Source organism: Paenibacillus sp. R14(2021), assembly GCF_019431355.1.
In the GTDB taxonomy this organism is placed as follows: Bacteria; Bacillota; Bacilli; order Paenibacillales; family Paenibacillaceae; genus Paenibacillus_Z.
The window spans coordinates 3,779,485-3,793,370 of record NZ_CP080269.1; the positions used below are offsets into that span (position 1 = coordinate 3,779,485).

At 56.7% G+C, this 13,886-nt stretch carries 10 protein-coding genes; 2 read left to right on the plus strand and 8 right to left on the minus strand.

All coding sequences use genetic code 11. From position 1 onward, the window contains the following. Positions 1-212: 212 nt before the first annotated feature. The 3 genes from KXU80_RS17605 to KXU80_RS17615 all read right to left on the minus strand — a co-directional run bounded on the left by KXU80_RS17605 (position 213) and on the right by KXU80_RS17615 (position 3,942). Entirely contained in the window at positions 213-1,331 is a 1,119-nt protein-coding gene (locus tag KXU80_RS17605) for a nitric oxide synthase oxygenase (protein WP_219834520.1), read from the minus strand. Between the two features lie 111 nt (positions 1,332-1,442). Further along, entirely contained in the window at positions 1,443-3,446 is a 2,004-nt protein-coding gene (locus KXU80_RS17610; RefSeq protein WP_219834521.1) for a GTP-binding protein, read from the minus strand. Next, positions 3,430-3,942 (minus strand): metallophosphoesterase family protein, encoded by a 513-nt coding sequence (locus KXU80_RS17615; protein ID WP_219834522.1) that lies wholly within the window; start codon positions 3,940-3,942, stop codon positions 3,430-3,432. Before KXU80_RS17615 ends, KXU80_RS17610 begins: the two co-directional genes overlap by 17 nt. A 240-nt stretch (positions 3,943-4,182) precedes the next feature. Between KXU80_RS17615 and KXU80_RS17620 the strand changes: the two genes are divergently transcribed. Next, positions 4,183-4,653, plus strand: coding sequence for a GNAT family N-acetyltransferase (locus KXU80_RS17620; protein ID WP_219834523.1), 471 nt, complete (start codon positions 4,183-4,185; stop codon positions 4,651-4,653). 26 nt (positions 4,654-4,679) lie between these two features. On the opposite strand, the gene KXU80_RS17625 is transcribed toward KXU80_RS17620, so the two are convergent. The 5 genes from KXU80_RS17625 to add all read right to left on the minus strand — a co-directional run bounded on the left by KXU80_RS17625 (position 4,680) and on the right by add (position 11,402). After that, entirely contained in the window at positions 4,680-7,103 is a 2,424-nt protein-coding gene (locus tag KXU80_RS17625; protein ID WP_219834524.1) for an ATP-dependent DNA helicase, read from the minus strand. A gap of 174 nt (positions 7,104-7,277) precedes the next feature. Beyond that, positions 7,278-8,363: an AI-2E family transporter gene (locus tag KXU80_RS17630; protein ID WP_219834525.1), complete on the minus strand. Its 1,086-nt coding sequence runs from the start codon at positions 8,361-8,363 to the stop codon at positions 7,278-7,280. A gap of 185 nt (positions 8,364-8,548) precedes the next feature. After that, on the minus strand, positions 8,549-8,749 hold the full coding sequence (locus KXU80_RS17635; RefSeq protein WP_025337122.1) for a cold-shock protein: 201 nt from the start codon (positions 8,747-8,749) through the stop codon (positions 8,549-8,551). Between the two features lie 349 nt (positions 8,750-9,098). Further along, positions 9,099-10,160 carry a ThiF family adenylyltransferase gene (locus KXU80_RS17640; RefSeq protein WP_219834526.1) on the minus strand — a complete coding sequence of 354 codons (1,062 nt, stop codon included), beginning with the start codon at positions 10,158-10,160 and terminating at the stop codon, positions 9,099-9,101. Positions 10,161-10,379: 219 nt separating this feature from the next. Next, positions 10,380-11,402: an adenosine deaminase gene (gene add / locus KXU80_RS17645; protein WP_219834527.1), complete on the minus strand. Its 1,023-nt coding sequence runs from the start codon at positions 11,400-11,402 to the stop codon at positions 10,380-10,382. A 127-nt stretch (positions 11,403-11,529) separates the two neighbouring features. Here add and KXU80_RS17650 point away from each other — a divergent pair, with 127 nt between their 5' ends. Next, positions 11,530-13,851, plus strand: coding sequence for a bifunctional diguanylate cyclase/phosphodiesterase (locus KXU80_RS17650; protein ID WP_219834528.1), 2,322 nt, complete (start codon positions 11,530-11,532; stop codon positions 13,849-13,851). Positions 13,852-13,886 lie beyond the last annotated feature (35 nt).

Here is a 13,886-nt window from a genome sequence, read left to right on the forward strand (position 1 = left end):
GCGATGCTCTCATGTACCGAATCTTCCTAGAATGGCTGTAAAAACCATTATTTTGGCTATAATTTGCTCCGTTTCAAGCGAATGCAGCACAACCAAGCAAAAAGGGACAGAGCCTGCGCCCCGTCCCCTTCTCAATAGCATGCGTTATTCGTTCTAGTTTACCCGTATAACAGCCGCTTCAAACGCCGCGGCAGGCCATGCGCGAAGCGCTGCTACAGATCGGCGGGCGCATGTTGGTAATAGTAATTCGGCTTCAGCTCCGTGTCGTCGAAGCGCGTATGGAAGACCCCAGTCGTGGCCGGCGACAGCGGCGGAATGAGCCAAGACCAGCGCCCTGTCGGCGTGCGGCCGTTCTGCCGTTCCTTCTCCGCGAACAGCGTGAACTGCTTGCTGGCGGTATGATGATCGACGATCGTCGCGCCTTTTGTTTTGAACGAATGCAGCACTGCGACGTTCATCTCCACCAACGCTCGGTCCCGCCATAGGGTGGATTCGCGAGCGGTGTCGAGGCCCATTTTCTCGGCCAGCTTCGGCAGCATGTTGTAACGGAACGGATCCGCCAAGTTGCGCGCGCCGATCTCCGTGCCCATATACCAGCCGTTGAACGGTGCCGCCGTATAATGCAGACCCCCGATTTCAAGCCGCATGCCGGATACGAAAGGAACGGCATACCACCGCAGCCCAAGCTCCTCGAAGGCAGGCATGTCCGGGTGTACGAGCGGAACCTCGAGAACGATATCCTTCGGCACCTCGAACAATCGGGGCGGCTCGTCCCCAAGCTGAATAATGAGCGGCAGCACATCGAAAGCCGTTCCCGCGCCGCGCCAGCCCATCCGCTCGCAGGCTTCCGTCAGCTCCAGGGAAACAGGGTCTCCGACCACAGAGCCGTCTTCCTGTTTGTAACCCGCATAGCGGATATACTGCTCGTTCCAAATTCGAATCCGCGGACGATCCGGCTCTGCCGAAGGTGCGAATATCGTAATTGTCGGCAGCACTTTGCCGCCGTTCGTCGCATATTCGATATGATGAAAAATCGCTTTCACAATGTCCTCTTCCGTCTCGGCGCTTCGTGCATCCTGCACCGTCAACGCATCCCAGAACAAACGGCCGATACACCGGTTGCTGTTGCGCCAAGCCAGCTTGGCCCCGTAAGCGAGTTCTTCGCCTGTATGAACGTACGTGCCCGTCGCTTCGATATCCGCTGCGATTTGCGCGATTCGATGATTCGTCTCCTCGCTTGATCGCCCAAGCTCGATGCCAAACTGCCTGATGTAGGCTTCCGCCTCATGTAGCAAATGGCGATTGCTGACCGCCGCTGTTTGATTGTGCATATGTAGGATCCCTGCCCGCTTGCTAGATTGTTAATTCTATTATAGCGGATTCGGCAGTCGATTTCTTCTCGGCCCGTTTGCGGGTGAATCGCCCGCAGCAGCGCGGTTGTCCTAGCCGCTCAGCGCATTGCGTACGGCCAATATATATTTCGACTGGTCCAGCGGGTTCACGCCGCGGCGGATGCGCTCTGCCTCCACGTCCGCGGGACATTCGCGGTAGCCGGCGAAGAACGTCGTGAGCGTGCCTCTGCCCTTCGTCATAGAGCCGAGGCGCGCCGGGAAATCAAGCGTCGTCGCGACAGGCAGCAGTCCTTCAAGCTCCATGCGCTCTTGCCGCACGACCGGCGCGCCGAACTCGCCGCGCATGACGACCAGCTCGTTCATCAGCTTGCCGCCGTATTCCTCCGGCACCGACATGCGGAAGCGCAGCATCGGCTCCAGCAGCTTCGTGCCGACATTCGCCAGCCCGTTCATAATGCCCATCGGCGTCGCGATGACGAAATCGAGCGGATGGGTATGCCACACATGATGCTCTCCCTCCACCAGCGTGACGGACAGGTCCGTAACCTCCCAGCCCCGAAGCCCCTGCTGCAGCGCCTCCGGCACGCGGCGAGCCACCTCGTTCTGATAGCTTTCGAGCAGCCGCTCGTTCCGGACAAGCGACTTGTACACGAGCCCGCTGCCCCGCTCGCCCGGTTCGATGACGAACCGCAAAATCGCCCAGCACGGCTTCGGCATCGTGTACGCAATAAACCCTTCGCCCGCCGAAGCAGGCGTTTCCTTATAGATGACGGACGGCGCGCCGAAGCTCACCGCAAGCTTGAAGCGGCTCAGCAGGATGGATGCCAGCACCTCCATCTGAATCGGCCCCATCACCTTCAAATGCAGCTCACGCTCATCCTGCAGCCACTGCAAATCCAGCAGCGGATCCTCGTCCGCCAGCTCCTGGAACGCCGCAACGACCGCGGGGTACTCCGCCGCATTGCCCCACTGCACCTGTACGGTAAGCAGCGGTACCGCAAGCCGCTTCTCCCCGGGAACGCCCGCCGGCGACCCCAGCACATCACCGATCCGCGCCCGGCTGAGACCGTAAACGGCGGCGATATCCCCTGCCGCAAGCACGCCGATGTCCTCGGATTTCTGCCCGTGCACGCGGCGGATCTGCGTCACCTTGTCCTGCACGTCCCGCGTATGGTTAAGCACGGTATCACGGTTGCGAATGATACCTTCGTACAAGCGCACATACGCGATTTTACCCATAACGGGGTCCCGTTCCATCTTGAAAATAACGCCTGCAACCGGCGCGGACTCCGCACCTGCCGGTGCAGGCAAATAGTCGATCATGGCATCCATGAGCGCCTTGACGCCAATGCCCCGGTTAGAGGCCCCGAAGAGCACCGGAAACAGCGCCGAACGGTGCACACCTGCGACCAGCGTATCCGCAACAAGGCCGGCATCGAACGCCGTGCCCTCCAGATAAGCCTCCAGCAGCGATTCCTCCTGCTCGGCCACGGCCTCCAGCAGCTGCTGCCGATAGGGCTCAGCCCATGGATTCGCCGCCATAGCGGGCTCGTCCAATACATCAACCGAGCCTGCAAAATCCGCCTCCGCCCCATTCGGCGCCATAATCGGCACCGCCTGCGGCGAAAGCAGCCGGCGGATCTGATCCAGCACCGCAGCCGCATCCGCGCCGATGCGGTCCATTTTGTTCACATATAGGAGCGTTGGAATGCCCAGCTCGCGCAGCGCCTGCCAGATGATTTCCGTCTGTGCCTGCACGCCCTCCACCGCCGACACGATGAGCACCGCGCCGTCCATCACCCGCAGCGAGCGCTCCACCTCGGATAGAAAATCGACGTGGCCCGGCGTGTCCACCAAATTGACCGGCGCACCCTTCCACACAAAACGCGTCACCGCCGCGCGAACCGAGATGCCCCGCTCCCGCTCCACGTCCAGCCAATCGGTCTGCGCCGTACCCGCATCCACGCTGCCAAGCGCGCGAATATGCCCACTCAGGTAGAGCATCTGCTCCGTCGTTGTCGTTTTCCCTGCGTCGACGTGGGCAAAGATGCCGACATTACGCGGCTTGCCTTCCTGTTCAGCTCTTGTTGTCATAGTAAATATGCTCTGCCTTGACGAGCCGCCCTTCCGCGATCGTTAGAATACCGAAGGAATACTTCGGCTGTCTGCGCTTATCCGCTGCCGAGCCTGGATTAAACAGCAGCACCCCGTCCCGCTCATGCTTTACGGGAACATGAGAATGGCCGAAGACGATGACGTCCACGCTGCCCGGAATAAACGACTTGAACGCGTTCGTTTCCGTATCGTCGCGGCGTCCCGTACCGATATGGCCGTGCACAAGGCCGATGCGAACGCCGCCGAGCGTTACGATTTTGCGGCTGCCGAACTTCGCCTCGATATCGCTGCCGTCATTGTTGCCTGCAACGCCGTCCGTATCCGCGTAGGCGCGAAGCATATCCCATACCGCCATCGTCATCCAATCGCCCGCGTGCAGAATGGCATCCGCATCCCCCAGCTCATGAATCAGCCGGTCCGGCAGCTTCTTCGCCATGCGCGTCATATGCGTATCTGATACAACGACTACCTTCATGACGCATTCATCTCCTTCAACGTCTATTAGCTTCATTATTGAGTAAAATTCCCGCTGCTTCAATAGCGTCCGCGCACATTCACTTTACCTGACATAAACATTCCATAATAGTTGAACCGCATCGCACATAAACATCAATAATAGCGAAAACCATTCCAGCATGCGGAAAAATATGTTAGATTATATTACATTACATTACATTCGCGTTAACTCAACCGTATAGATGAAGGAGCGATTGCCATGATCAACATCCGCCGCTATTCGACCGCTGACCATGACGATATTTGGAGGCTGCATCTGCTCGTGATTTCCGCCGCAGGGGTAGAACCCACACACCAGCATTACCACGATATTTTCCACATCGAAGATCAGTACCTGTCCTCCGGAGGCGAGTTTCTCGTCGGCACGACCCAGAGCGGCACGGTCGTCGCCATGGGCGGCCTCAAGAAGCTCGACGGCGAGACCGCCGAAATCAAGCGTCTGCGCGTTCATCCCGATTTCCAGCAGCGCGGCTATGGCCAGCTCCTGCTGTCCAGTCTTGAGCGGTGTGCCGAGGAATTAGGCTTCCGCCAAATTTACCTGGATGCGCTGACCAATCAGCTTGGGGCGAAGAAGCTGTTCACGAACAACGGCTACGCCCACAGAGGCGCGTCCGTGATCGACGGCTTCTGGGTCAACGTGTACGAGAAATCGTTGATTTACCCGGCATAGTCCAAAGTATGCAAGCGCCTCTTCTTCTACAGTATGGTGTAATCCAGCCACTCCTGCGGAAGCAGCCGGTTGTACTGCGGCTGCAGGTAACGGTCATCGATCAGCAGCAGAATGCCGCGGTCGTCCTCCGACCGGATCAGACGCCCTCCCGCCTGCAGCACCTTGTTCATGCCGGGGAACAGAAACGCATAATCAAAGCCGTTTCGTCCGGTTCCGTCGAAATACGCCTTCATAATATCCCGTTCCAGACCAATCTGCGGCAGTCCGACGCCGACCACGACGACGCCCGTCAGGCGGTCCCCGACCAAATCAATCCCCTCCGCGAATATGCCGCCCATAACTGCGAATCCGACCAGCGTCTCCTCCGAGCTGCTTTGGAAAGCAGCCAGAAACTGCTCCCGTTCCGCCTCCGTCATCCGCGTCCCCTGCACGATTGTCTTCGGCGCTTCCGCTTCGGCCGGCCGTTTCTCCTGCTGCACCGCAAACCGCTCATAAGCATCGTTCATATATGCGTAGGAAGGGAAGAACAGCAAATAATTGCCCTTGCGCTGGCCCGTGATCCGGCTGATGAGGGAGACGATGGGTTCCTTCGTCCGCTCCCGGTCCTGGTAACGAGTTGAAAGCGGGCTGATGAATACGTCCAGCTGCTCCCGCGAGAAGGGAGAGGGAATCACGACGGAGTAATCTCCCTCATCGTCGCTGCCCAGCATATCCATATAGTAGGACAGCGGCGTGAGCGTCGCCGAGAAGAATACCGTCGACCGGTAGCCTTTGCCCATGGTCCGCAGCAGATGCGAGGGATCCAAGCAGAAGAGCTTGATCCGCACCTCGCTCCGATCGCATTCGGTATACGTCACGTACCGTTCATCGTACAGCTTCGCGGTACGGACGAAGTTCTGGCAGGCGTAGTAAAGCTCCAGCAGCGCTGCGCTGCCTGCCGCCGTGCCGGCTTGGGGAACAGCAGCAGCGACAGCTTCCGCGGGAGAGCCGAATAGGTCCAGGACTTCCGCTGAGCCCGAATCAAGCCGCCCTGCTCCGCCTCCGGACCGCGCGGCCCCGAGCAGCGCACGTTCCGCGCGGTCGACGAACTGCTCTACCAGCGCCGTAAGCTCTTCGGGCGGCTCCTCCACCGCTTCCTGCAGCCGCTCCCCGATTCGCTTGCGCTGCGTCAGCAAGTAATCATTCACCGCTTTGGCCGCGCCGTAAACCTCCGCGTTCACACCCTTGTACGCGCGCTGCACGTCAAGGAACGCGCTCTTGTTCAGCTCGCTTGAGTACATCTCCCGTGCCCGGTCCACCAGATTATGCGCCTCGTCCACGAGCACTGCCGTCCGCCGCTTCTGTTCCTCGAACATCCGTTTCAAGCTGACCCGCGGATCGAACACATAGTTATAGTCACAGATGATCGCGTCTGCGCCGTAGGCCGCATCCAGCGAGAACTCGAAGGGGCATACCCGGTGCTTGCGCGCATACTGCTCGATGACTTCCCGGGTCATCAACGTCTCCTTGGTACGCAGATCAAGCAGCGCCTCGTTGATCCGGTCGTAATAGCCCTCGGCATACGGGCAGTGCTCCTTGCTGCACCTTACTTCCTCTTGGAAGCAGATTTTCTCCTTGGCCGTCAGCGTCACGGCGGCCATGTGCAGCCCCTTCGACTGCAGCAGGCCGAAGGCATCCTCTGCCGCCTTGCGGGCAATCGTCTTCGCCGTCAAATAGACGACGCGCTGCAGCAACCCCTCCCCAACCGCCTTCACCGCGGGGAAAATCGTCGAAATCGTCTTGCCGATGCCGGTTGGCGCTTTCGCGAACAGCTTCTGCCCATCGACTACACTCTTATAGACCGCCCCCGCCAGCTTCCGCTGACCTTCGCGGTAAGCTGGAAACGGAAACGGCAGCATCTTGATGCTGGCATCCCGCTTCAGCCGGTGCCGGACCTGCTGCGCCGCGCTCGCATAATAGGAGCGTATCATATCATGCAGGAACAGCTCCAATTCGCCTCTCGTGAACTGCTGCCGGAACCGGCGCTCTTCCTCGCTCTGCACCTGCACATAGGTCAGCTGCACCGCAATCTGCTCCAGCGCCCGATCCGTCGCTACCATGTAGGCATAACATTTGGCCTGCGCCCAATGCACGGGATACGTCGCTTCAACCATTTCCGGAAGCGAGCCGGACGTGGACTTGATCTCGTCGATGACGACGATGCCGTCTTCTCCGCCCGCCAGCAGTCCGTCGCAGCGGCCGTCCACGACAAACAGGAGATCGTCCATGACGATCTCCGCGCTTACATATACCTCTCGTTCATCCTGCTCGCCGTACTGCTTCTGCACGCGCTGATGCGCTTTCGTCCCGTCCGTCAGCGAAGCAGACGTCCGGAAGCCGGACTCGATATCGCCGCTCCGGTATGCATATTCAACCAGCGCCCGTACAGACAACTGAATGGTATGGTCCATGGTTTCTCCCGCGCCACGCGGATTGCTTACGGCTCTGCCGCACTCCCGCTGCGCCCCGTCCAATTATCCCCGTTTGTATAGGAACATTCGTTCCTTGATTGTATCACTTTTTGCAGCCGGGAAGAAACTCATTCTATGTACGCAGCCCGCAGTTGCATAAGCGAGCGGCAGCCTTCAATCAACCAGCTCTTCCACCTTGTCCGCCAGAAACAGCTGATAGACGCGCACGATAATGATTTTGGCAACCATATACGTCGGAATCGCTAGGATAACGCCCAGAATGCCGGCAATATCGCCAGCCACAAGCAGCAGCACGATCGTGGTCAGCGGATGAATATCCAGCCTTCGGCCATAGATGCTCGGCGACAGGACATTCCCTTCGATTTGCTGCGCGATGATCGTCACCACCACGACCCAGAACACCATAGACGGCGATACCGTAAAAGCAACGATAAGGGAAGGAATCGCCCCCAGAATCGGACCGATATACGGAATAATATTCAAGATGAACGCAGCAATGGCGAGCAGCAGCGAGAACGGAAGCCCAATAATGAGAAAGCCGACATACAGCATGATCGCGAGCAGACAGGTAATGATGACGCGGCCGACGATAAATCCGCTCAGCGCGCCGTCGATATCCGCAAGCACCTCTTTGGCGTCCCGGCGATACCGCTTCGGGATGACCGCAAGCACGGAAGACGGGATATGCTCGCTCTCCTTCAGCATGTAGTACAGTATGATGGGCACCGTCGCAATGATAATCACAAAATTAGTAACGAGTGAAACCACGCTGCTCACATAATCCGAAGCCGCGGTAATCGCCCTGTTTAAGTAATCCGACAGCTTCGTGGACAGATCCGACTCGTTGCCCGCGAAGATCGATACCAGACGGTTACTTTGCAGCTTCGCAAACTGGCTCTTGAAGCCTTCAATCAACTCCGGCGCGCCTTTCAAGAAGTTCTCCAGCTGCATTTGAAGCGCCGGCCACACCACGATGAAGAACACGACCCCGATTCCCGCTGCGATAAAATAAAGAAGCAGAATCGAAAGTATCTTGTTCAATCGCTGCCGAACCATATATTGCACGACCGGCCGGAGCAGATAATAGAAGAAACCGGCCAGCATGAACGGCACAATTAAAATATTAAAAATCGTCAGCAGCGGTCGGAATATAAAACTGACCTTCGCCATCAAATAAATAATGAGCAGCAGCGCAATGATCCCTAAACAAACTCGAAAAAAACCGTTTTGCAGCAACATCTTCTGATCCTCCCGGCCTCGTAAAACAGACTCCAATGCTTTACACATCAACTTAACCATTATATGTAAAATTGAAACAGGGAGCGAATCGCACGAAACAGTCGAGACAGGGAAAACGAGAATTTCTGCACATAAAAAACAGCCCTGTGCTTGCGCACAGGGCTGTTCGTTCAAACATTATAAAACTACAGTTTTACAACGTTTTCTGCTTGTGGTCCACGGTTGCCTTGAACAACGTTGAACTCAACGCGTTGGCCTTCGTCCAGGGATTTAAAGCCTTCGCCTACGATTGCGGAGAAGTGTACGAATACATCGTTGCCGCCTTCAACTTCGATGAAGCCGAAACCTTTCTCAGCGTTAAACCATTTAACTGTTCCTGTTTGCATGGGGAAAAACCTCCAAAATTAAATTAACATGTACTTTTTATTCGTTTAGGCAAATAAAAAAATCACACATTGAAAAAGGTACCATCTCGCACAAAATGACAACCCTTTTCAATATGTGAATTCAGGTTCTTTTATGACTAAGATCATAGTAGCATATCCGTAATCGAAAAGCAATGCGCTTACAAGCTTTAACAATTACTTTTTTTTTGGGTGGTCTTGCCGGGCCTCAAATAAACGATTCAAAAGTCTCGGAAGCCCCGTCCCGTAAGCAAAGTACAAGCAGTAACCGCTTGCCTTTGCTATTATGGACGTTCGCGGTTTCGAATATACACGCAGGTCAAAAATTTAATTACGAACCGATATATCTATCGTAAAGCGACTGCGCCCGCCCGAGATCCTCCGTTCCCTGTACAAGCACGCGCCCGTCCGGGAAGATAACCAGACGCTCGCCTTCGGGCAGCTCAGCCCGCAGCAGGTACGGATTGGAGGTCAGCGTACAGGATCGGCTCAGCTTCTCTGCCGTCTGGGCCAAATCGATCGGACGCAGGCCGCTGATCTGCACCGTTTCACGGCCGCAGAGCGTTACCGGACGCGCAGCGGTATCCGCATGCAGCGACGGGTACTGATGAAGACCGCAGGTCGGACAGGCCGGACTCGGCGGCGGCAGCTTCATCTCCATCGTTTGATTGCGCCAGACATCCATGGACAGTAATCCCTGGCGCTGCACGGACGAAGCACCCACGATAACCTTGAGCGCCTCCACCGCCTGCAGGGAGGCAATGATGTCGACGATCGGCGAGATGACACCAACCGTGTCACAGGTCTCGCCCACGCTGTCGCCGGAGCCGAGCAGGCATCGCAGGCAGGAGGTCTGCCCCGGAACGAATACGGCTGTCATGCCGTTCGAGCTGACTGAGCCGCCGTATATGAACGGGATGCCATGCTTAAAGCAGACATCGTTCAGCAGAAGCCTGGTTCCGAAGTTATCCGTGCCGTCGAGCACGAGGTCCGCCCCGTCTATAAGCGCCTCGGCGTTGGCCGCCGTCAGATGCGATACGACCGGCTCAATGGCAATATCGCTGTTAATCAGCTTTAGTCTGCGTTCAGCGGCGACGACCTTGGGACGCACCTGCAGCACATCCTCTTCGTCGTACAGCATTTGCCGCTGCAGATTACTTCTCTCCACGTAATCGCGGTCGATAATACGCAGCCGACCTACGCCCGAACGGGCCATATGATTGGCAATGACCGTGCCGAGCGCGCCCATGCCGACGATGACGACTGTTGCGGCTTCGATCTTCCGCTGTCCGCTCTCGCCAATCGGGGCAAACAGCATTTGCCGGGAATAGCGCTCCCGGCGTTTACGTTCCTCTTGCTCGATCTGTTGTCGATCCGTAATTGAAGATTCCATGACAACCTTCCAACTCCTCTCCTTGCCTCTGCGGCTGCCCGACAAGCATCGTCGGAAGACGCATTTCATCACCAAACTGCTCAATAACCGCCTAAAGCAGTGCAGCCGATCTCTCTGCTGAGGAGGAATTCCCCCTCTTTCAAGCCAATTCTCTATTGCAATCAGTATACGGGAAAGCCGCCGATAAAGTCGAACCCTGCCCCCTACCTGGCGAAGGTTTTAAAGGCCAAGTGCGTCTAACTCCCTATGAATCCTTCTGACCAGCGCCTTCTTCTCGGTATCCTCCAGGAATACAGCCTCTGCCCCGTTCCGGATAATTGCAGCCAATTCCTTGTCCGCAAATCCGAATTTCTCGGACAGAATCCGATATTCCCGCGTAATATCCGTTCCGGATACGCTCGGATTATCCGTATTCAGCGTCAGCTTCAGTCCTTGATCGAAATAATCGCGGATGGGATAGTCATCCCAGCCGGCTACAGCCTTCGTCTGGATGTTGCTGACCGGGCACATTTCAAGCGGAATGCCCTGCTCCAGCACCATGCGCAGAATATCCGGCCGCTCCCGCAGCCGTACGCCATGCCCAATGCGGGAAGCTCCCAGATGCTTAACCGCTTCATAAACATTCTCCGCGCCGGCCGCTTCGCCGGCGTGAATCGTTACAGGCAGCGAACGCTTATGCGCAAGGGCAAATACGTCGCGGAACAGCTCCGGCGGATAGGAAGCTTCGTCGCCCGCCAGATCGACCGCAGCCAAGCCGCGGCCGGCAAATTTTGCGGCAGCCTCGATGACTTCCAAATTATCAGCGCGGTCATGGTTGCGCATGCAGATCGCAATGGCGCGCCCTTGAATATCGAACTGCTGCTCTGCCCGCTTTATCCCTTGTATCACATAGTGAATGGCTTCTTCCGTATGCAATCCCTTGCGGCGATGCAGCTGCGGCGCGAAGCGAACTTCAATATACAGGCAGTTATGGGCGGCTGCCTGGGCAAGCGTCTCGTAAGCGACGCGTTCGAGTGCCGTGCCGGTTTGAAGAAACCGAGTCGTAAAATCGAACTTGCTCAAGTACTCCGGCAAGCTGCGGCAATCCTCGTCTACCTGCATATAGGGTATAAGGCCCGCTTCATTGCCGGCCGGAAGCTCGATGCCCTCCGCCTCGGCAATAGCCATTGCCGTATCCGGCCGCAGACTGCCGTCGAGATGGACATGCAGATCAACCTTGGGCAGTAAATGCCACTGATTCATAAACAACCTCTCCTTCTTATGAATGGATTGTATATTTTCCCTTGGAGGATTTTGTCGATTTGTGACGAAAGTATTAGGTACAGCCAGATGCAGCTTTGCATCCGGTTAGTGAAAGGAGCTCTGCACCATGTCCGACTTGCCAGAGGAAACAACCGCTCGCTACACGACCCCAAGCAAAATCTGGCTTGTTTTGTTGGCCGTCTCCCTCGTACTCGGAGGCTGCTTATGGTGGATTACCGATGCCTACGGCCGCATGCTTCATAACGAAATCAATCGGGACGCATCCACGATGCTGTCCACGCATTCCGCTTCGCTTAAACTCGCCTTAGAGCGCAGGCTGCTGCTTGCGGACGGTCTCAAGGCTTTCGTCGATACGACGTTGAACCATCAGCACACGCTGGATCAAGCCCGGTTCGATGCTTTCTCCGCAAGCTTCATCGGATCTCAGGACGGCGTGCGCAACCTGTCTGCCTATCCGGACGGCATCGCCCGCTTCGTCTATCCGGTCAAAAGCAACGAAGCCGTCATTGGCATGAACGTCTTCGCGTCTAGGAATCCGGAGGTTCGCAGCAATGCGGTCCGGACCAAGCCGCTGCATACCAAAACGATCGTCGGCCCTTTCAATTTAAAACAGGGCGGGCTGGGTCTTCTTACCCGCCAGTCCGTCTATGTCGGCAACACCTTCTGGGGCTTCGTGTCCGTCGTGCTCGACGTTCCTCCAATCCTCGAAGAAGCTGGCCTTGTACAGCAAGGCAACAGCCTTGTTCTGGCCGTCAAAGCAGGCGGGAAGCCGGTTCTCGGTGATCCGGCACTGTTCCAGCAGCCCTCTTCTCTGCGGACGACTGTCACCTTGGAGGACGGAAGCTGGGAGCTGGCCGCGCAGCCTAGCCCCGCTAAGCTGAGCGAAGCTGCCACTCGCGTTCAAATTACAGGCCTGATTGCGCTGCTTGTGCTTATCCTGCTGATATACCTATTGTATATGCAGCTCACCCAGCGGCATAAGCTCCAAGCCATGGTGAACGAAAGAACCTTCAATCTCACGATCGCCAATCAACAGCTGGAAACGACCTATGAAGAATTAATCGCAACGGAAGACGAGCTTCGCATGCAGTACACGCTGCTGGAAAGCAGCGAGCAGCGGCTGCGGCTGGCCGCTTACCATGACGTCGTAACAGGACTGCCTAACCGATTGTATTTCCAAGATCGGCTGGAGGAGATCCTTGCCCGCTCCGCGGATCGCAACAGGCCGTTTGCGCTGCTGTTCCTCGATCTAGACCAATTCAAGCTCATCAACGACACGCTCGGGCATACCCAAGGCGACCTGCTGCTGCAAGAGGTCGGGCGCCGGTTAACCTCGCTGCTGACGCAGGGCGAGGTGTCCTCGCGCATTGGCGGCGACGAGTTTACGATTATTCTGCCTTATATGAAGGACATCACGCAAGTGCACTATACCGCTCAGCAGCTGATCAACCTGTTTCAGGAGCCATTCCTCCTGCACGACCTGGACTATTACGTCACGGCCAGCATCGGCGTCACGCTCTACCCGGAGCACAGCAAGAACGGTGCCGAACTGATGAAATTTGCAGATGCCGCGATGTACCGAGCCAAGGAAGAAGGCAAGAACAATTTCCGGTTTTACGACGACACCTTGATCGCTGATACCGACGAGAAAATTTATATCAAAAACAGCCTGCGGCGTGCGCTCGACAACGAAGAATTCGATGTCCATTACCAGCCGCAGATCGAGATTGAATCCAAACGTATCGTCGGCCTCGAAGCGCTCATCCGCTGGAATCATCCGAAGCGCGGCAATATTCCGCCTTCGAGCTTCATCCCGATCGCTGAGGAGTGCGGGCTGATGGAGCCGATCGGCGAGTGGGTGCTGCGCAAGGTATGCTTCCAGAACAAAGCGTGGCAGGATGCAGGTCTTCCGCATGTCCGGATTGCCGTCAATTTATCAGCGCGGCAGTTCAGCAGGCGCAACCATTTGGCCGAGCAAATCAAAGTGATTCTCGCCGAGAGCGGCCTTCACCCCGCCTACCTGGAGCTCGAAATCACTGAAAATACGGCCATGCGCGGCGACAATTCGCTCACGCTGCAGGAGCTGCGAAATCTGGCGATCACGATCTCCATCGATGATTTCGGCACGCATTATTCGTCGCTGAACTACCTGAAGCAGCTGCCCGTGGACAAAATCAAGATCGACCGTTCCTTCGTGAACGGCATTCAGAAGGAACCGAAGGACGAGGCGATCATTCTGGCTATGCTGCTGATGGCAAGTCATCTGAATCTGTCCATTATTGCCGAAGGCGTGGAAACGGCGGACCAGCTCGAATTCCTGAAGTATAACCACTGCAACGATATTCAGGGCTACCTGTACTATCCGCCGCAGCCTTCCGACCATATGGAGCGCATCCTGCGCGATCACACACCGGGCTTTACCCATTAATCATTACGCTGCATAGAGAAAGAAGGGCTGGTCCG

Coding starts and splice junctions, on each gene's coding strand:
- KXU80_RS17605 (WP_219834520.1), bottom strand. CDS start 1,331: ATGCACAATCAAACAGCGGCGGTCAGCAATCGCCATTTGCTACATGAG.
- KXU80_RS17610 (WP_219834521.1), bottom strand. CDS start 3,446: ATGACAACAAGAGCTGAACAGGAAGGCAAGCCGCGTAATGTCGGCATC.
- KXU80_RS17615 (WP_219834522.1), bottom strand. CDS start 3,942: ATGAAGGTAGTCGTTGTATCAGATACGCATATGACGCGCATGGCGAAG.
- KXU80_RS17620 (WP_219834523.1), top strand. CDS start 4,183: ATGATCAACATCCGCCGCTATTCGACCGCTGACCATGACGATATTTGG.
- KXU80_RS17625 (WP_219834524.1), bottom strand. CDS start 7,103: ATGGACCATACCATTCAGTTGTCTGTACGGGCGCTGGTTGAATATGCA.
- KXU80_RS17630 (WP_219834525.1), bottom strand. CDS start 8,363: ATGTTGCTGCAAAACGGTTTTTTTCGAGTTTGTTTAGGGATCATTGCG.
- KXU80_RS17635 (WP_025337122.1), bottom strand. CDS start 8,749: ATGCAAACAGGAACAGTTAAATGGTTTAACGCTGAGAAAGGTTTCGGC.
- KXU80_RS17640 (WP_219834526.1), bottom strand. CDS start 10,160: ATGGAATCTTCAATTACGGATCGACAACAGATCGAGCAAGAGGAACGT.
- add (WP_219834527.1), bottom strand. CDS start 11,402: ATGAATCAGTGGCATTTACTGCCCAAGGTTGATCTGCATGTCCATCTC.
- KXU80_RS17650 (WP_219834528.1), top strand. CDS start 11,530: ATGTCCGACTTGCCAGAGGAAACAACCGCTCGCTACACGACCCCAAGC.